The following is a 19439-nucleotide window of genomic DNA, read 5'->3' as shown; positions in this document are numbered from 1 at the left end:
AGAACCCTGAGCATAACATTCATTATTTATTAGGATAATCATGTCGATAGCACCTTTTCTTGCGGCTGCAATTCAGTTTGAACCCTTGATGTTTGCCAAAGAAGCGAATTTACGTCAGCTACTGGCATTAGTAGAACAGGCAGCACAAAAAGGTGCGCGTCTGATTACGACCCCAGAAATGGCCACCACCGGCTACTGTTGGTTTGATCGCCAGGAAATTGCACCGATGGTTGAAACCGTCCCCGGTGATAGCACCACACGCTTTGCCGCACTGGCGCAGCGTTATCAATGTTATATCGTATTAGGAATGGCGGAAGTGGAGCCACAAACCGCGCTGTATTACAACAGTGCGGTATTAATCGGGCCACAAGGCGTTATCGGCTGCCATCGCAAAACTCACCCCTATATTTCAGAACCTAAATGGGCAGCCGCCGGTGACGTTGGGCATCAAGTCTTTGATACCCCGCTTGGGCGTATTGGCATGCTGGTCTGTATGGACATTCATTTCCCGGAAACCGCCCGTTTATTGGCACTGGATGGGGTTGATGTCATTTGCCATATCAGCAATTGGCTGGCAGAGCGTACTCCCGCACCTTACTGGATCAGTCGGGCCATGGAGAATGGCTGCTATCTGTTGGAAAGTAACCGCTGGGGGTTAGAGCGAGGGGTACAATTTAGCGGGGGGAGTTGCATAATTGAACCTGATGGCAAGATTGCCGCCGTGGTGGATGGCGGTGATGGCATTGCCTACGCCGAGATTGATATCAACCGTAGCCGTCAGCGCCGGGTACTGGGCGAACCGGTGTTTGAGCAGCGTCGACCGGACTATTATCATTCATTATTGAGCGACAGCTTTTTATGGGATCCGCAGGATTTCTTTGGGCTGTATGGGCAGCAGCCCTTACCGGCGGGCAAACAGAGCCGTATCACGGTGGCACAATTCTCCTCAGTGGATCAGGTAGAGGACAATCTGGCGACCATAACCGCCATGACAGAAGAAGCCGTGTCACAGCAAGGTAGCGAGCTTATTGTTTTTCCTGAATTAGCCCTGACGGGGTATCTTGCCGGTGCGACCCATGGCCAAACGCGGGAAAGCGCCTCGGTGCAGGCATTAACCCGCCTGGCCATGAAACTGCGGGTTTATCTGGTCGTCGGGATGGCCGAAAAACAACCGGATAAAAACTACAACACGCAGATGTTATTTGGCCCGGAAGGGGTAATCGGCAGCTATCGGCAAATACATCTGTCGCAGGCACAGCAGCAGTGGGCCAGCGCCGGAGAACACTGGGGCGTGTTTGATACCGCGATCGGCAGAGTGGGGTTGCTGTCAGGGCATGATGCACTGTTACCCGAGTCAGCCAGAATTCTGGCCCTGATGGGGTGCGATATTATCGCCTGTTCCGCTGCACTGGCTAGCGGCTTCACTGCCGCTCATGCGGGCAGTGTCGTCACGCAGAATTACCCGATCCCTACCGGAGCCGATCCTCTGCATTGGCACTTATTCAGAACCCGCGCGGGGGAAAATAATCTTTACTTCGCCTTCGCCAATACTGCTGATGACATCAATGGGCTGGGAGGTTATAGCGGGATCTTCGGGCCTGAAACCTTCAGCTTTCCACGCCTTGAGCGACTGCTCTGGCAAGAAACACAAGCCGTAACACAACCCATTGATACCGCTTCCCTCGCCGGCAGCCCCTACCCAACCAATGTGGTGCGCCGTAAAGATCTGGTCGCAATGCGCCAGCCTCATCACTATAAACCACTGCTGAATTAACCGGGTTACCTTGTGAACCTCAGAGTTTACAGTGCAACCATGAAACTAAGGAGAAACGTGCCGCAGGGCCCATCGGCGTAAGCCGCCGGAATGCCCTAGGTGCGTTAACCCCTTAGCCCATCATGGCATCTCTTCTATATCAGGTGGATGCTTCATCAGGCAGATGCTTCGCCGTCGATTCATCGGTGGTAGCATCATTTTCCACCGTATCAACATTATCGACACCCCTGGGCATGTGGATTTCACCATTGAGGTGGAACGATCCATGCGGGTACTCGACGGTGCAGTCATGGTGTATGACGCCGTCGGTGGCGTACAGCCGCAATCTGAAACTGTCTGGCGTCAGGCCAATATCGGTAAACCACAGGTGACATATCGTGAAACCGTGACCGATATTGAAGGCAAATTTGTGCGCCAATCTGGTGGTAAAGGGCAATATGGCCATGTGGTCTTTACCCTCGAACCACAGGCTGCGGGCAGTGGTTTTGCCTTTGTCGATGCCACTAAAGGCGGTGTGGTTCCGCGAGAATATATCGGCGCGGTAGAAAAAGGCGTGCTCGAAGCCACCAATACCGGTGTATTAGCGGGTTATCCGGTCGTGGATGTGAAAGTGACTCTGACCTTCGGTTCCTATCACGAGGTGGATTCATCTGAACTGGCGTTCAAAATGGCAGCCATCTTTGGTTTCAAAGAGGCAGTCAAACAAGCATCACCGGTAATTTTGGAGCCGGTCATGCAGGTTGAGGTGGAAACACCGCAAGAGTATGCCGGTAACATGATGGGCGACCTTTCCTCTCGCCGTGGCCTGGTACAAGGTATGGAAGAGATGATCGGTAGCGGGAAGATTATCCGCGCAGAAGTGCCATTGTCAGAAAGGTTCGGTTACTCCACCGTACTGCGCTCCATGTCACAAGGCCGGGCAACCTATAGCATGGAGTTCACACATTACGCCGAAGCACCACGCAATGTCGCCGATGCGATTATCGCCGCACGAGGCGGTAAAGGCTGATCTGCCGGTTAAATCATAGGTTAAGCCACCAGTGGAAAATTTTCTGCGGGTGGCTTTTTTATCGACTAACTGGCTATTCATCAACTAAATGGCTATCCGTCGACTGATCTCTACCACCTGATCACCTGGCAAATGATAGTAATCCGTGACATGAGTGCAATTTCTTACCATAAAGGCAAAGCTGCTCCGTTGCCATGCGGGCAACCCACTACCATCCTCACGACCCACAATGGTTTCATGGCCCAAATAGTAAGTGATATCGTCGAGTTCGAACGGGCAGTTCATCTTAACGATACTCTGCAATAACTCGGGAATATGTGGCCGCTCCATAAAGCCATACAGGGCGGTGCCGCGCCAGTAATCCGGTGCCTGCTCGATAATAACCAGTCGTTCTGCGGGATCTACGCGGGGAACGTTCAGAATATCAATGGTGAGAGATAAGACCTTCTGTTGTAAGGCGCGGTTACGCGCCACATGCCAGCGCATTACCGGTGGAATATCATTCTGGGTGCGGGTCAGAAACACCGCAGAACCCGGCACCCGAGGAATATTCTTAGCGCGTATTTTAGTAAAGAACTCATCGATACCCACCACCTTCTCACTGATAGCCAGTGATGTGGCTTTCACTCCGCGATGCCAAACCAACATTACGGTACAGACAACGGCGGCCAGCAGTAGAGGAATATAACCACCTTCCAGTACTTTAATTAGATTGGCAATAAGAAAACTGGCATCGATAATTAAAAAACCACCCGCAACTGATACGCTAGCCAACAAATTCCAACGCCATATTTTTCGCATCGCCACGAACAGCAATCCAGAGGTCATCAGCATGGTTAGCGACACGGCTATACCGTATGCCGCAGCAAGATTTTCAGAGGATTTAAAGAATACCGCCAGACAAACGGTCACTATCATTAATAACCAGTTGATCGTACCAATATATATTTGCCCGTAGCTCTCCGCTGCCGTCTGTTTTATGCGCAAGCGCGGTAGCCAACCTAATTGAATCGCCTGCCGGGTCATGGAAAAAGCACCGGTGATGATCGCCTGACTGGCAATAATGGTTGCTAAGGTTGCCAGAATAACCAAGGGAATTTGCATCATCGGCGGGCATAACCGGAAGAAAATATTATGCGTGAGATCAGCACCGGCCAAAATCAATGCTGATTGACCGGCATAATTCAGCAACAGACTGGGGAATACCAAGCCAAACCACGCCATCCAGATCGGTTTTTTACCAAAATGCCCCATATCGGCATACAGCGCTTCCGCCCCGGTGACGCACAGAAAAACGCCCCCCAAGACCAGAAAACTGACGAAGCCATTAGAGAGCAGAAACGTAATGCCATAGTACGGGTTAATCGCCAGCAGAACCGCCGGGTGTTGAACAATACCCCAGATCCCCAGCCCTGCGATGACCAAAAACCACAACGCCATTATTGGGCCAAAAACTTTACCGATTTTAGCCGTACCAAAAGGCTGAACAGCAAATAACGCCACCAGAATGACCACCGTGGCAGGCAGGATATAAGGATGTGCTTGCGGAATAACAATATTCAAACCTTCAAGGGCGGAAAGCACCGATATTGCAGGCGTAATGGCACCATCGCCGTAAATTAATGCCGCACCAAGTAACGCGGCCAAAACAACCCAGTGATGCCCCTTCCCCTTACGCGCCAACAGGGACATCAGAGCCATAATGCCCCCTTCACCATGGTTATCAATACGCATGGCAAAAACGGCATACTTTACCGAGGTAACCAGAATCAGTGTCCAGATAATCAGCGATAACAACCCCAAAATTACCGCCGGTGTCGGGTTATTTCCTGACAGCAACAGCACGGTTTTCAGGGTATAGAGGGGGCTGGTACCGATATCGCCAAAAACTACGCCGAGTGCGCCACCCGCCAACATAATCCCACCAGGCGATTTCTGCACGGCGACCCCATTGGCCACTAATGCCATTTTGTCCCTTGCACCGGTCATTTTGTTCATTACAACATCCCTTTACCTATTCACCCGCCAGGCGCGATGATTTATTTAAATTCCCCTATGAACAATATAGCCACAAAGATGCAGCTCTATACATTACCGTGGTAAATATCCTCCAGATACAGCGTTAAATCCTCGCAGACCGACATACGGCAGCCGCTCTATTAATCCACAGGCAAAGCGGTAACAAGATACACAGCTAACAGAGAAATTTGTTCAAGTTTATTCGCATGGCTATTCCGAACAAACCATGACTGATGCTATTGCCGAGTGTTTGTATTAATTTCTCTCAGGTAAGAATATTCTTGCAACCCTTTGTAACTGAATGTTTTTTTAAAAAAATCATTGCGTAAAAAGAATGCCTGAAGTTATTCTCATTGATACATATAACAAAATGTAACAAAGATTTAGCTGGGAGAAGTCTGCATGGATCGTCGCACGCTATTAAAATCGTCAGGTTTATTACTGGGTGGATTAACATTAGGTGGCTTTATTCCTAGTGCTCAAGCAAAAAGCGCTAAAATATCCCCACAAATACTGATACCGAGTAAACAGCAGCCTCTGCTATTAAATTTTAATGAAAACTCGCTGGGAATGTCGCCTAAGGCACATCAGGCTATTATCGAGGCTCTGCCGACCGCGTTTCGCTATCCGGATGCCGCTCGCGAACAACTCATTGCCGATCTCGCTGCAGAATACCAACTCAAAACCGAGAATATCACGCTAGGCAATGGCTCATCAGAGACTATTCAGGCGGTGATTCAGGCGGTGATCCGTCAGGCCGAGCAAGATAATACGCCAATTCAACTGGTGGTGCCGGACCCCACATTTAACTATGCCGAACGGTATGCCAAGCCTTTTGGTATCCCTATCGAGAAAGTGGTTCTGACGACAGAAATGACTTTCGATCTACCTGCAATGCAGCAAAAAGTGGCAGACTTCAAAGGTCGCTCGATTGTCTATCTGTGTAATCCTAATAACCCGACAGCGACTATCACCCCGGCCAATTTTATTGAAGCATGGGTTAAAAATGCCGCAGCGGAAACACTGTTTATTATCGATGAAGCCTATGCCGAGTTTGTCAGTGATCCGGCGTTCCGCAGTGCGATTGAGCTGGTTCAGTCAGGTCATAAAAACCTGCTGGTGACCCGAACATTCTCAAAAATCTATGCGTTGGCTGGCCTAAGAATAGGTTATGGTATCGCGCATCCGGAGCTGATAGCCGCAGTAGAAAACTTTGTTTCGTTAGATAATACCAACACCGCCGGAGCCGTTGCCGCATTGGCCTCGTTGCAGGACAAACCTTTTGTACAATACAGCCGCCAGTCTACCGATCAAGCGCGCAAAATTGTCACAACAGCCCTGGATGAACTGAAATTACCTTATGTTCCCTCTCAGGCAAATTTCGTTTTTCATCAAGTGACCGGAGAGGTGAAAACCTATCAAAGCCGGATGAAACAATATCATGTGTTGGTCGGGCGTGAATTCCCACCCGCGCTAGGTTGGAGTCGCCTTACATTAGGGACACCGGAAGAGATGGTGGCATTTGTTGCCCTGTTGAAAATGTTCCGTATCCAAGGTTGGGTTTAACAGGAATAAAAAATGAAGACATTAAGTTTGGCAATAATGGCCGTGGCGTTAATCAGTAGCCAACCTCTGTTAGCAAAAAACTGGCAGGAAATTCAACAAAGTGGCGAGTTGCGTATTGGCGTTCCCGGTGATTATGCGCCTTTGGCATTTCACGATAAACAGGGGCAACTGGTCGGTTACGATATTGATATGGCAAGGTCCCTGGCCAAGAGTTTAAAGCTTGAGGTTAGTTTTGTTCCTACCCGTTGGCCGGCCCTTTCTGACGATTTGGCGGCAGATAAATTTGATATTGCCATGGGCGGTGTGACCGCCACTGCTGGCCGTGAGGCACAGTTCGCGTTATCCCACGCCGTGGTCAAGAATGGCAAAATTGCCTTAGCCAATTGTCAACAATCGAAAAAATTCCCGACGTTAGATGCTATCGACCGTGAGACGGTGAAAGTGATTGTTAACCCCGGTGGCACCAACCAGTCTTTCGTCGATGCCCATATCAAGCAAGCACAGATCATTCGAACTCAGGACAATATCGCTAATTTGCAGGGCGTGCGCGATCAAAGTGCGGATATTATGTTCACCGACTTAATCGAAGGGGATTATTACCAGAGTAAAGAGCCGGGGGTATTTTGTGTCGCAACAGCGGAAATATTACCCGGAACCGGCAGCTACAAAGTGTATATGATGGCTAAAGATAATCAGCCGTTACTGAATGAAGTAAACCAGTGGCTGGCTGGCGAGACGAAATCCACATTAGCGCATCAGTGGAATATCGCCGAATAGCGTGCTTATTCAATAATATCTCGGTCTTCGGATCATTATTTTCCAAAGACCCGAATATTGAAACAATCAGGATGCCCAGACTTTACAACGTGATGCCGTAGCAAACTCGTTGAGTTCGATATTACCGATATGCAGACCGACCATTGCCATAATAGAAACCCGCGTATCAATACTGAAAAACGGGTTTTTGCGGTGCATCAGTTCAGAAATACGGGGCTGAGTCAGCCCGAGTAGGTTAGCCGCTTCTTGCGGGCTAAGCCGTTAATCCGCCATCCAGTACCAAAGCCTGTCCGGTCATATAACGGCTGTCATTGCCTATCATAAAGGCGCTGACACGGGCGACTTCTTGCGCATCACCTAAACGTCGTAACGGTATCTGTTTACGCAACCCTTTTAAGGCGTCCGTTGGCATCGCACGGGTCATATCGCTGTCGATTATCCCCGGTAACAGGCAGTTTACCCGAAGACCAAAACGCCCCATCTCCCGCGCCAGCGAGCGGCCAAGGCCGATCATCGCCGCTTTACTGGCACCATATGCGCTCTGTCCAACATTACCTTTGATGGCGGTCACTGAAGACATCAGCAACACCGCACCCTCGCCCTGCATTATCATCTGCGGCAATAGATGCTTATTCCAGTAGAAGATAGCATTCAGGTTAGTATCCAGTACATTACGCCAGTTATCGCCATTTTGCTGAATATGCAAACCATCGCCGGTGATACCGGCATTATGGATCACCGCACCGGGCGGGCCATATTTTTCCAACAACAGCGGGGCTAATGCATCGACATCCGCTTCATTACTGCCATCACAACGATAGCCGGTCACCCAACCGGGTAACCCTTCACAGCTTTTGATCACCTCAATACTCTGCTGCTCACCGCTACGCCAGGTAAAAACAACATTCCACTCTTTGGCCAGTTCTTCGACTAATGCACGGCCAATGCCGCGACTGCCGCCGGTAATTAACACCCATTGCCTGCTCATAATATTATTTCTTCTGCTCTGCCAACTTCTGGCAAAGCTCTCCTAATGTCATGTCCGGACTTTCCATAAACATCTCTGCATTCAGCGTGGCACCGAATTCGCGCTTTGCCAGCACCATCAGTTCGACATAATCCAGGCTATCGAGTTTGAGCTGATGCAGTGACATCTCGGGCGACAGCGCTGACATTTCCAGATCTTTGGCGTCACACAACATTTCACAAACGGTGTCATAGACTTGTTGATACTTTTCCATGGTCTTATCCTTATTTAGTGAGCGGCTAACGGCCACGTTTTTAATGTTACCGCGGTGGTGATTAATGGCCCGGCATCTGACCGGGCCTGAATAGCTGAACGCAATACCCAACCATCATCAGGATTACCGACGATTAATGTCGGCTCGATGGCATAGTGCAGCGCGCTGCGGACAAACACATGCGGGTCGATGCGCAGAAAATCAGTACTGAAATGCACATCGTGATGAGTCTGGATCACCGGCACATGCCTGAAAATATCAATCAGAGTGTCAGCCTGAACTCCCGACAAAACCTGTTTGGCGGTTGCCAGGGTTTCTGGCGCGGCAACCAACAATTTAAATAACAGCGCATCGAAAAACCCCCAACACTCAGCAGGTTGTGAAGTATCACCAGGGAATTGCTGGCTGAACTGATAAACGTTATCTGCCGAAAGGGAAGCCCATGGCCCGCTTTCTGTCAGTACCAATGTCGGCGCACCGCGTAATTTGCTGTTAAAGCAATTTTCGCCACGGGCAGTATCCAACAGATTGCCACTGACCTGCCCTATCGCCGGGCTGAGCCGTAGATGATAGGACGTGTTACACAGTACCGGCTGGCGCAAGCGGGCGTTAAAACGCAGAAAATCAGCGTCGGGTAATCGCGCTAATAACGCCGCACTGAGCTGATATTTGATATCCAGCATCGCACGCATACCGTGAACAGTCAGCTCCTGCTGGCCGAGATGCTGTGCATGTTGCAGATCAAAATGGATCGGGTTGTAATCGCCAGAAAACGCGGCCCAACGTTCGGCATCACTGAGATTGTAGTTGTAGTTAAAAATCGTGTTAAAAATCATACTCAATCCAGCCCGATAACCAGGGCAGCATTGGCCCCACCAAAACCAAAGCTCAGGTTCAGGGTATTGCGCAATGCTTTAGGGCGGTGCCCCTCACTGATGTAGTCAAGATCACACTGCGGATCGGCATTTTTCAGATGACAGGTCGCGGGCATCACTTGATGTTTAAGCGCTTGCAGGCACACTATCGATTCAAAGCTGCCAGCGGCAGCAATCAAATGACCCGAATACGATTTAGTACTGGAAAGCGGCGTGGTATAAGCCGCCTCACCAAATGCCTGCTTAATAGATTGGGTTTCGTTCAGATCGTTGAGCTGAGTCGAGGTACCGTGCAGATTAACGTAATCAATGTCATCTGCGCTTAAACCGGCCTGCTGCAAAGCATGACGGATCGTTTTTACCCGCGCGACCCGGTCTTCCGCCGGGGCGGTGAAATCAAACGCATCAGAGTAGTTACCGTAACCCTTAATCTCGCCGAGGATGGTGGCACCACGGGCGATAGCCCCTTCTCGCGCTTCCAGACACAACACTGCCGCGCCTTCCGATAACACAAAGCCGTTTCGGTCCAAACTGAACGGGCAACTGGCTTTGCTCGCATCTTCTTGTTCACGCGCCAGTGCACCCAGAATGTCGATATTCCACACTGCGGCATCGCTGCGCAGTGATTCCCCCGCCCCGGCCAACATCATTGATGCCCGCCCACTACGGATGATTTCAAATGCATCACCAATGGCAATGGTGCCGGTCGCACAGGCGGCAATCGGTGAGTTCTGATAGCCACGCAACCCCCAGTACAGGCTGCATGCCGCAGTACCGGCATTGGGCATCGACAAGAAACAGCCGAACGGTGTACCCAGTCCGGTTTCCAGATAACCTTCATAGTTATCATGGGTTTCATCCTGCCCAGCCCAGCCGCTGCCGATAATAGTGCCGCAATCGAGCAAATCGTAGTATTCCGCAGGGGACTTTTCCGCGAATGCCATCGCCATAGCCTCTCGTGCTGCCGCCAGCGCCAGTCGGGCATAACGCGGTAAGCGGCGGCGTATCGCAGCAGGGACCGATTTCAGATTGGGTTCAGCGTCAAGCAGGCCAAAAAAGCGCGATTTGATACCCTGCGCAGATTTATCGTAATAACGATAACCCAATTGATAATCCATAATGGCCGCCCAACTCTGTTCCGCCGTCATGCCCAAAGGGGTTACCGAGCCATAACCCGTTACCACAACCCGGCGCTGTTTATTTGTATTTATCATGATTTAATTCCTTTACTGTCCCTGCGGTTATCAACACCACCGCCTAACGCTAACCACAGTTTCATGGTGGCATTCAGGTAGTTATATTGAAGTTCGAGCAAATTGGTTTCACTGGTCAGCAGGGCGTCCTGCGCATCCAATAAGGTCTGAAATGAGACTGCACCCGCTTGATATTGGCTGTTGGTCAGGCTTAGCCGACGTTGGCTGAGTTGCAGGTTCTGCCACTGATTCTGCTTTTGTTTCTGGTAACTCAACCGCCCCGTCATCGCATCATCCACATCTTTGAGTGCGCTGTAGACCTTGCTACGAAAATCGACGGCAGCTAATTTCACATCCAGCTTTGACTGGTCGATAGTCAGTTGCACGGTATTCCACTGTAAGAAGGGCAAAGCACTGCTCACGCTTAACGTGCGACTGGGGTTACTGAACCATTGTGAAAACACCGCACCGCCCGCATCCAGACTGGCACCCAGTGAAAGGGTTGGGTAGAAATTCAGTTTTGCCACATCCGAGCCGGTTAATGCCGCCCGCAAGCGCCATTCGGCTGCCTGTACATCTGGCCGCTGGGCTATCACCTGTAATGGCAAGCTTTCGGCTATCGGCACCTGTTGTTGTAAATCCAGGGTTTTGCGCTCAGCCTGACGATAATCAGGCGCACGGTTAAACAGCAGAGCCATAGCATTACGCGCGGCTTCCCGCAGTTGTTCGATATTTTGATACTGATCCTGCCGGTTCAACAGTGACTGTTGCGCCTGTAACCGCTCGATTTCACTGGCATCACCCGCCGCAAAGCGCGATTGCACGATATTGAGGGTATCTTGCGAGATAACCAACGCGGCCTGTTGATTGCTCAACTGCTGATTAAATTTAGCAATCTGCCAGTAAAGATCGGCGGTAGTACCAATCAGCGAGAGTGCCGTTTCCTGACGATCCTGTTCGCTGGCATTAACCAGCCATGCTGATTGCTCGCGGCTACGGGCCAGTTTGCCCCACAAATCCAACTCGTAGCTCAACCCAAGCGCGGTGTTATAGTTTTCTTGCGGCGGAGTGTTTCCATTCAGCGACCGAGTATTGCTACCCGAACCGGTCAGGGTGATATCCGGGGCCAAATTGGTATTGGTCAGCCCAGCCGTCAACCGTGCCTGCTGTAACCTCAGACCCGCCGCCGCCAGATCGTTATTGCTAACCAACATACGATTGATATTTTCTGATAGTTGCGGATCATCGAAATTCTCCCACCAGTGCACACTGTGGTGCAGATATCCACCGCCACTGTCTTTAACACGCCATTCGTCGGGTACCGACAGCATCGGCCGCTGATAATCACTTTTTAGCCACGCCCCGCAACCGCTGAGTAATAAACTGATCAACAATAAGCTGATCAACGACAACGGGCTAACCCCGGTATTAATCAGTCTGCTCATTCTCGTGCCAATGCCTCGGTCGGATGCAAACGGGCAGCATTACGCGCTGGGAAAAAGCCGAATCCCAGCCCGATAAGCGCAGAGAAACTACAGGCCAGCACTAACGGTGGCCAGGTGAAAACCATGGTAAAGGTCTGGGTAACCCAAGAGAAAATTATCCCGGCTAACGCGGAACCGAGAATACCGATCAACCCGCCAATGGTGCAGATCACCACCGCTTCAATCAGGAACTGAAGCATGATGTCACTGGGTCTGGCCCCCACCGACAGGCGAATACCGATTTCATGGGTGCGCTCAGTCACTGATACCAGCATGATGTTCATCACGCCAACGCCTCCCACCAGCAGCGAAATAGCCGCAATAGAGGTGATTAAGAGCGTCATAGAATCAGACGTTTTTTGGATAGCTTTGCTCATTTGGTCATTGCTCAGAATAAAGAAATCACGCTGACCATGGGCCCGATCAAGTACCTTCTCAACATTGAGCTGTACCTCATTCACGTCGTAACCTTCAGCCACTCGCACGGCAATTGATTCCAGCGGCATATCCCCCGAGATACGCTCAGTGAGTGAGGTATAAGGCATCCAGGCAGCCAATAATCCACCGAACGACGAACTTACGCGTTTAGCTACACCAATCACTCGCAATGGAATACCATCCAGTTGCACAATTTCACCGATCGGGTTTTCCCCGCGAGCAAACAGAGTGTCCCTGAGTTCAGGTTGTAAGATGACCACCGGCTCACGGGCATTGACATGGCTCTGAGTAATGCCATCGCCAGCGATAACATTCAGCCCTTTCGTTTGGAAGAAACCGTTGCCGACCCCGGAGAGTAAAACCAACACTTGTTTGTCGCCACGAATAGCGACAACCATTTTGCTGACCACCGGTGACAGGCTATCAACATAAGGTTGACCGCTAAGCAACTCAACATCCGTCACCGTGAGGGATCGTTCGAAATCAGGTCGTGCTTTACCCCACCCCAGTCCGGGTCTAATATCGAGATTACTGGTACCAAGCTGGCTGATTTCATTGAGGATTTGCTGCCGCGCACCCTCCCCAACCGCCATGGAGGAGACCACCGATGAGATGCCGATAATGATGCCGAGCATCGATAAAAAAGCACGAATACGGTGACCCAGTAATGAGCGCCAGGCCATTTTTATCGCTTCTTTGACACTCAACCACCAGTGCGGGCGACCCGTCGCCACCGCTACCGGCAGCGCCGCGTCAACGGCGGTAGTACCGATAGCATCATTATTGCGATCAGCAATAATTTCACCGTCACTGATCTCGATAATGCGCTGTGCCTGATTAGCAATATGTCGGTCGTGAGTCACGATGATAATCGTGTGACCGGACTGATGTAGGCCGTGCAAAATCCCCATCAACTCCTGCCCGCTGGCACTGTCCAGCGCACCGGTCGGTTCATCCGCCAAAATAATGCCTGCGCCATTCATCAGGGCACGGGCAATACTCACCCGCTGCTGTTGCCCACCCGAGAGCTGTGCCGGTTTATGCAACAGATGTTGACCAAGACCTAAACGACGCAACAAATAAGTCGCACGTTGCTGACGCTCCGCAGGCTGCATCGCAGTATAAAGTGCCGGGATAACCACATTCTCGGTCGCCGTCAAATACGGCATTAGGTGGTAGCGCTGAAAAATAAAACCAATGTACTGGCTTCTTAATTGCGCCAATTGTTCACTGCTGGCCTGCTGCGTCGGGATGTTATGAATCGACATCTCACCCTGTGTCGGTTGATCGAGGCAACCGATGATATTCATCAGCGTCGATTTACCCGATCCCGAAGCACCGATAATCGCGACCATTTCGCCGCTGCGAATTGACAGTGAGATATTCTTCAGTACCGCGACAGATTCGGTGCCAGAGGCAAAATGGCGATAAATACCATTCAGTTGGATCAACGGACGCGGATTAGCGTTAGTAGAATGAATGGCGTTACTGCCCATTGACCGCTCCCGCAGGTGCACCCATCAGCACGACCTGCTCACCCTGCTGCAATCCCTCTTTCACTTCGGCATATTGACCATCACGCAGACCAAGCAACACCCCGCGTATTACCGTCTGCTTATCTTGGATAACCAGAACCCGATAACGGTTATCAGACTGCGGCACACCGAGAGCTGACAGCGGCACCCGCAGCACATTTTTTGCCTGCGCGGTAGTAATAAACACCTGCGCTGTCATCGAGGTGCGCAACAGTCGCTCGCCGTTGGCGATACTGAATATGCCATTGTAATAAACAGCAGAAGGTTGCTGGTTGGCGGGTTGCCCGCCGCTATCTTCACGTAAACTTTCTGCCGAGGCTTCCTGGATGGCATCCATTCGGCTCTGATAGCGGCGATTAGGATCCGCGACCACATAGAACCACAAGGGTTGCCCGGCACTGACTTTGAGAATATCGGTTTCTGAAATACGGGTGTGCACCGTCATGGTATCGACATTCGCCAGCACCAGAATAGTCGGCACTGTCTGTGAGGAAACAATGGTTTGCCCCTCTTTAGTGACGATACCCAGCACTTCGCCATCAATGGGTGCCATGATGCGGGTAAAACCAAGATTAGCCTTGGCGGTTTCCAATGCCATCTGGCTTTGCACTATCTGTGCTTCATTCACCCGCAATTGTGCCAATTGACTATCGTATTGTGCCTGTGCTTTCTCCAGCGTACTTTTCACCCCTGAACCTTCCTGCGCCAGAGTCTGTTGGCGGCGGAATTCGAGAAGATATTGGCGTAACAATGCCTGAGCCGCTTGCTTCTGTGCCTGTGCGCTTTGTAATTCAGCCTCAGATTTACGTAATTCGTTTTGCTGCAAGGTAGGATCAATTTCAGCCAACAATTGGCCACGGGTCACGCGGTCACCCTGCTTAACATAAAGCTTGGTTAACTGGCCGTTGACCTGTGCACCGACATTCACCTGTAATGACGGTTTTAAGCTGCCGGTCGCCATAACATTATTTTCAATATCACCAAGACCAATAGTTTCAGTGACCTGCGGTGCATCCTGATGGCTACCCGATAACCATAGCGCCGTCCCACCGCCAGCCACCAAGAGCAACGCCAGCAGCAGAGCCAGCGATAACCGCAGCCTTTTATTCGTCATATTAATATGCATCGATTAGCCCGCCACCGGTATCAGGCAATTTGACGCCATGGATTGGGCACTACGCACCAGTTGGCCGTCATTCAAGTGGAAAATCCGGTCAAACAGCGGCAGCACGCTTTCACTGTGGGTCACCGTGATCAGCGTTTTCTGATATTCACGGCAATGAGCAATTAAAGTCTGCATCACCTGCTGGGCGGTTTCTTCATCCAGATTGGCCGTGGGTTCATCCAGCACCAATACCGGACAATCGCTGTACATCGCGCGAGCCAATAATAGCCGCTGACGTTGCCCCAAAGAGAGCGCTGAATGGCTTTCACGTACCAATGCGCTAAGGCCGCCCGGTAACTTATCGATGACCGGGGTTAATTGCAGCCCTTGTAGCGACCGTTTAATTCGCTGAAGCTTATCAGCGTCCAGATGCCCATCAAATAAAGTGATATTTTGTAATACCGAGGCATTAAACAGAATATCTTCCTGACTTTGCAGGAAGAACAGTACATGAGCTTGCTGGAAATCAACTGGCTCACCATCCACCAAAACTTGTCCTTGCTGTGGCGGCATCAATCCGGCCATCACTTTCAGTAAGGTACTTTTCCCAGCACCGGATTCACCAATAATGGCAATGCTTTGCCCACGCGTTAGCGACAGCGATAAATCGCGCAACACGGGCTGGTTGGCATCATAGGAAAAACGGATATTTTGATAGGTCAATTGGCGAGTAAACGCCGGAATTGCCGGAGGAACCGATGAGTCACTGGGTGGCGGAGTCTGCCGCCCGGCGGGGAACAGATCGCGCGCGCGGATATCAATTACGTGCAGTTGGTTTTTCTGCAAAATCGCATAGAAAATTTTGGTGATATACGAAGTAAAGATCTCACGTACAAAGCTGTAAGCGAAAAACTCACCCAGAGTCAGTGTTCCCTGCTTTAACAATGGCAGAGCAAGCAACATAAAGAGCACCATTTCCAGGCTGCCAATCAACTGATACAGGCTATTTTTAACTTGGTCGTAGATCTTTTTCTTCTGTAACGCACTGAATAATGACAGTGCCAGCCCCGCAAATACCCCTTGGCGCTGACTGGCCAAACCGGCAGATTTAATGGTGGAAAAGCCCTGAATGGTTTCCAGAATAAAATCACTTTGCTCAGCACCTTTTACCTGCAACTGTTGGGTGTAATAGCGGTCACGGTAGATAGCCCAAATACTGATTAGCCCCATCAGCATCACACTGATGGCGGAAACCATTGCCAATAGCGGGCTCATATAACACATCACTGCCAGCGCAATAGCACCAATGATCCAGTCAGTGCGCAGACCGTTATCCAATTCAATTTTTTGCGTCGCAGCCATTTGCCAGTTAGAAAACCGGCTGAAGATGTCACCCGGTGCGCGCTTATCAAAGAAGTTAAGCGAATGACTCAGCAAACGGGAAAAACCGGCAACACTGTTAAGTACCACGAAGTGTTTGATGTAGCGCTCAGTGATGTATCGCACACAAAATGCTAACGATGTGGAGACCACAAAAGCCAACAGAAAATAGAAATAAGGGAAATCTTTATCACCGGCTGAAGAAAACACGTCATTAATCGCGCTGCTGACCATGGTCGGCATAATAAACAGTGTCAGAGAGATCAAAAATGCCAGCGTCATCAACCAGTAAATCCCGCGCACACTTGCGGTCTCTTTGAGGCTCATGCAATCAAGTGCGCTGTTTCGCTTGCTGTGTTCTATCTTCTTCACCGCTTCGGGGTCCGCTGGCGTTTCGGGATCAAGCACCAAGGCATAACCGCTGATTTCAGCTTTTAATGCCTCCATCGGCAGTAACTGTTGCCCGATTGCCGGGTTCATCACACAGACATAGTTGCCTTTACGGTAGGCGAGCAAGACATAATGGTTTGCGCCATAGTGCAAAATGGCGGGTAGCGGTATGGCTGACAGTTCCTGATGTTCAAACACCACCGGATAAGCCGGTATCGCCAGCTCAGATAAAATAGTACAAAGTGTAGCCAGTGACGTGCCGTGTGCAGAGGCAGGATAACGCTCCCGTAAGCTCTCCAACGGTGCGTTGATGCCTTGCGTCTGTGCCAGCATCGCAATACAGGCTAAACCGCATTCATTGGTTTCACTTTGAAAAACCTGGGTCGGGATTATCTTTTCCATTTTCTACACTTCTTTGTAAGTGACATTATTCATTAATAAAAAATAACGAATGTGAGTGCCATAACAACCAGTCTTGCGGATGTTGTGTCATTGACGTTTCAATCAATTCAGGTAATTTATTTTTGACTTCTCGTGGTTTAAGCGCAGGATAAATATGAATTTTTATTCCCTTATCGTAATACAGGTAATAAAAAACCACCTGAGCTGAAAGCGCTCTGGCAAGGCGAATAATGCCACTGTGCAAATTGGCGGGTCGGTTAAACAACTGGCAGGGGATTTTGGCTGTTTCAGCCATCCGATTATTGACGGTATAATCCGGCGTGATATCCGGGAATATCATAATATTCCGCTTATGCTCTGCCGCTTCCATGATGGCATCCATCAGATTACCAGCAATCGCACGGCTATCAGCATGGATCGAGCAATAGGAAATATTCACCCCGCCCATTTGCCGGGCCTGTTCCTCATAAGCTTCGGCGCTGGCCGAGACCACTACCGTTGCCTGACCTGGATATGCCCCTGCCCCAACCATGCCAGCGAGCACATCAGAAACCATATGCAGGGGAGCCAGAATAACCGGTGAACCGGCTTCATGCAGCGCACTGACCTGACTGTCTAACTGCTGGGTACAAGCAGCCAATTGGGCTAAAACTTGTTTGTTTTGCCCAAAGGTTGCTGCCAACTCCAACACCTGACGGCGTTGGGCGGTACGGATAAAATCTCGCGCTGACGGACTGTTCGAGTTATTCAACAAACATTGGCTATTGGCTGCCGCTACGCGGGCCAGATTCTTCTGCCGGCGCGAGTTCCCCCCCATCAATCGACACACCGCACTACACCACAGTAATAAACGGTAATCGCCATGCCGTAATAGCCAGCAAGCCAGTTTGGCCTGCCAGCGGCGGAGTGCCAATCCGCTGAAAACCAGCTTATCGAGCTGGTTTCTCCAGGTAAAATAACCCCATACGGCAAGCAGTCTCATTATTTATCCAGCGCTTTATCGTGCTGTAATAATGACAAAAGTTGGTCTGAAAATGCTGGAAATGCACGATCTTGTAACGCTATCCATTTCTTGCCGACAATAAAGCTCGGGGTGGCTTCAACGTTGTAATGTGCAGTCACTGCCTTCATATAAGTGAGGAGATCTTTAACCTCAGTTGATTGACTGACTCGCTGATATTCTGCGACATCAATGCCATTGGCCTTCAGCCAGGCTTCAAGTTGGCTGTTATCGCTGAGCTCAATCTTGTCTTCAATCACCGCTTTATAGGCGCTCTCGCGGTGCTGCGATTCAATGCCCATCACACTTAAGGTGGCAAACATCGGTGCGAAGCGCCCCAGACCACCGGTTTTATCGCTACTGATATGCAGGCGAACAAAACGAGTGCCTTCTGGCATACGCGCTTCTAATTGAGCAATATTCTCTTCATTGATGGCGCAGTAATGGCAGCCATAAGAGAAGATCTCGATAATGGTTTTATCATCTTTGATTGGGCTGCTTTCAATTTCACTGTTGCTAACAGAGACCAGCGTTTCTTCTGTATCTTGATTAAGCACAAAATAGTGGAAATAGGCCGTTGTTATCAATGAAGAAATAAGGATAACCAACAGTGTGTAACCGATAAAAAATCCCTTATTCCTAACTATACTGTTTTTTATCGATATCTCGTTTTTTATAGACATAAGAGGTTTATTCACATTCAGGGTTCAGGTAAAGACATAAACAATGTCAAATTACATTTATGTCTGTTTAACATCATGACTATTAACATTAAATTAATGCTAAAATTCTCAAATGTGAGACAACGTTACGCATTAATAAAATAAATAAGGCAAGCACAGTCATTATCCCTGCGCTTGCCAAAGTATCTTTAAATATCAATCGATATTAACAAATACTTAATCACATCTTATTTGCAGTTAGCAACATTAGACGCTGAAACGGTACGGCTAGTCACTTTACCGTGTTTGTCAGTACAAGTAGTAATAGCCTGACAAGCTAAAGTAGTGCTACCAGTCAACCACTCATAAGTATCTTTACAAGTAATACCAGTACCGCCAACGATTGTATTGGCATCAGTCATGTTGATTTTTTTCATGATAATTTCCTTAAAGAAAAATAAAAATTTACAGCCTATTACATTTAATAGCCCATTGAAGTAAGCGTTCGAGATGTTAGGTTCAAGCCCTAACAATCAGTAAATTAAACGCCGTATTTTTATACTCTATAAATAAAATAAATTAAAGAAAA

The 19439-nt window shown here is 49.7% G+C and carries 16 protein-coding genes and 2 pseudogenes; 5 read left to right on the top strand and 13 right to left on the bottom strand.

Annotation, left to right across the window (positions count from 1 at the left end):
• Nucleotides 1-40 precede the first annotated feature (40 nt).
• The 3 genes and pseudogenes from AEP37_RS13335 to fusA all read left to right on the top strand — a co-directional run.
• The gene (locus tag AEP37_RS13335) at nucleotides 41-1774 is read left to right on the top strand and encodes a nitrilase-related carbon-nitrogen hydrolase (protein ID WP_049613780.1); all 1734 of its coding nucleotides are present in this window, start codon (nucleotides 41-43) and stop codon (nucleotides 1772-1774) included.
• A gap of 163 nt (nucleotides 1775-1937) precedes the next feature.
• Nucleotides 1938-2114, top strand: a pseudogene (locus AEP37_RS27245) (GTP-binding protein); the annotation flags it as partial.
• Between the two features lie 3 nt (nucleotides 2115-2117).
• A pseudogene (gene fusA / locus AEP37_RS13330) lies at nucleotides 2118-2783 on the top strand (elongation factor G); the annotation flags it as partial.
• An 84-nt stretch (nucleotides 2784-2867) separates the two neighbouring features.
• Here the strand turns inward: fusA and AEP37_RS13325 are convergent.
• Nucleotides 2868-4751 carry a potassium transporter Kup gene (locus tag AEP37_RS13325; RefSeq protein ID WP_049613812.1) on the bottom strand — a complete coding sequence of 628 codons (1884 nt, stop codon included), beginning with the start codon at nucleotides 4749-4751 and terminating at the stop codon, nucleotides 2868-2870.
• Nucleotides 4752-5204: 453 nt separating this feature from the next.
• Between AEP37_RS13325 and AEP37_RS13320 the strand changes: the two genes are divergently transcribed.
• Together AEP37_RS13320 and AEP37_RS13315 are read left to right on the top strand one after the other, a co-directional pair.
• Nucleotides 5205-6368 (top strand): pyridoxal phosphate-dependent aminotransferase, encoded by a 1164-nt coding sequence (locus tag AEP37_RS13320; RefSeq protein WP_049613779.1) that lies wholly within the window; start codon nucleotides 5205-5207, stop codon nucleotides 6366-6368.
• A 12-nt stretch (nucleotides 6369-6380) separates the two neighbouring features.
• Nucleotides 6381-7145 (top strand): transporter substrate-binding domain-containing protein, encoded by a 765-nt coding sequence (locus AEP37_RS13315; protein WP_049613778.1) that lies wholly within the window; start codon nucleotides 6381-6383, stop codon nucleotides 7143-7145.
• A 66-nt stretch (nucleotides 7146-7211) separates the two neighbouring features.
• Here AEP37_RS13315 and AEP37_RS27585 read toward each other — a convergent pair whose 3' ends face one another.
• The 12 genes from AEP37_RS27585 to AEP37_RS13260 all read right to left on the bottom strand — a co-directional run bounded on the left by AEP37_RS27585 (nucleotide 7212) and on the right by AEP37_RS13260 (nucleotide 19287).
• A complete protein-coding gene (locus AEP37_RS27585; RefSeq protein WP_280512714.1) occupies nucleotides 7212-7343 on the bottom strand; it encodes a hypothetical protein in 132 nt (43 codons plus the stop codon).
• Nucleotides 7344-7398: 55 nt separating this feature from the next.
• On the bottom strand, nucleotides 7399-8133 hold the full coding sequence (locus AEP37_RS13310; RefSeq protein ID WP_049613777.1) for an SDR family NAD(P)-dependent oxidoreductase: 735 nt from the start codon (nucleotides 8131-8133) through the stop codon (nucleotides 7399-7401).
• Nucleotides 8134-8137: 4 nt separating this feature from the next.
• Nucleotides 8138-8386 (bottom strand): acyl carrier protein, encoded by a 249-nt coding sequence (locus AEP37_RS13305; protein WP_049613776.1) that lies wholly within the window; start codon nucleotides 8384-8386, stop codon nucleotides 8138-8140.
• 14 nt (nucleotides 8387-8400) lie between these two features.
• Nucleotides 8401-9222: a MaoC/PaaZ C-terminal domain-containing protein gene (locus AEP37_RS13300; RefSeq protein WP_049613775.1), complete on the bottom strand. Its 822-nt coding sequence runs from the start codon at nucleotides 9220-9222 to the stop codon at nucleotides 8401-8403.
• A gap of 2 nt (nucleotides 9223-9224) precedes the next feature.
• Nucleotides 9225-10475 carry a beta-ketoacyl-[acyl-carrier-protein] synthase family protein gene (locus tag AEP37_RS13295; protein ID WP_049613774.1) on the bottom strand — a complete coding sequence of 417 codons (1251 nt, stop codon included), beginning with the start codon at nucleotides 10473-10475 and terminating at the stop codon, nucleotides 9225-9227.
• Nucleotides 10472-11899 carry an efflux transporter outer membrane subunit gene (locus AEP37_RS13290; protein WP_049613773.1) on the bottom strand — a complete coding sequence of 476 codons (1428 nt, stop codon included), beginning with the start codon at nucleotides 11897-11899 and terminating at the stop codon, nucleotides 10472-10474. Before AEP37_RS13290 ends, AEP37_RS13295 begins: the two co-directional genes overlap by 4 nt.
• Complete coding sequence (locus tag AEP37_RS13285) at nucleotides 11896-13872, bottom strand: ABC transporter permease (protein ID WP_049613772.1); 1977 nt, start codon at nucleotides 13870-13872, stop codon at nucleotides 11896-11898. Before AEP37_RS13285 ends, AEP37_RS13290 begins: the two co-directional genes overlap by 4 nt.
• Nucleotides 13862-15025 (bottom strand): efflux RND transporter periplasmic adaptor subunit, encoded by a 1164-nt coding sequence (locus tag AEP37_RS13280; RefSeq protein ID WP_408068331.1) that lies wholly within the window; start codon nucleotides 15023-15025, stop codon nucleotides 13862-13864. Before AEP37_RS13280 ends, AEP37_RS13285 begins: the two co-directional genes overlap by 11 nt.
• 15 nt (nucleotides 15026-15040) lie before the next feature.
• Complete coding sequence (locus AEP37_RS13275) at nucleotides 15041-17188, bottom strand: peptidase domain-containing ABC transporter (protein ID WP_049613770.1); 2148 nt, start codon at nucleotides 17186-17188, stop codon at nucleotides 15041-15043.
• A 25-nt stretch (nucleotides 17189-17213) separates the two neighbouring features.
• Complete coding sequence (locus tag AEP37_RS13270) at nucleotides 17214-18170, bottom strand: lysophospholipid acyltransferase family protein (RefSeq protein ID WP_049613769.1); 957 nt, start codon at nucleotides 18168-18170, stop codon at nucleotides 17214-17216.
• Nucleotides 18170-18796: a DsbA family protein gene (locus tag AEP37_RS13265; RefSeq protein ID WP_049613768.1), complete on the bottom strand. Its 627-nt coding sequence runs from the start codon at nucleotides 18794-18796 to the stop codon at nucleotides 18170-18172. Before AEP37_RS13265 ends, AEP37_RS13270 begins: the two co-directional genes overlap by 1 nt.
• Before the next feature lie 302 nt (nucleotides 18797-19098).
• Nucleotides 19099-19287, bottom strand: coding sequence for a DUF4762 family protein (locus tag AEP37_RS13260; RefSeq protein WP_049613767.1), 189 nt, complete (start codon nucleotides 19285-19287; stop codon nucleotides 19099-19101).
• Between the last annotated feature and the right edge of the window lie 152 nt (nucleotides 19288-19439).

This window comes from Yersinia pekkanenii, assembly GCF_001152565.1.
In the GTDB taxonomy this organism is placed as follows: domain Bacteria; phylum Pseudomonadota; class Gammaproteobacteria; order Enterobacterales; family Enterobacteriaceae; genus Yersinia; species Yersinia pekkanenii.
This window is presented reverse-complemented; position numbering and strand designations above follow the sequence as displayed.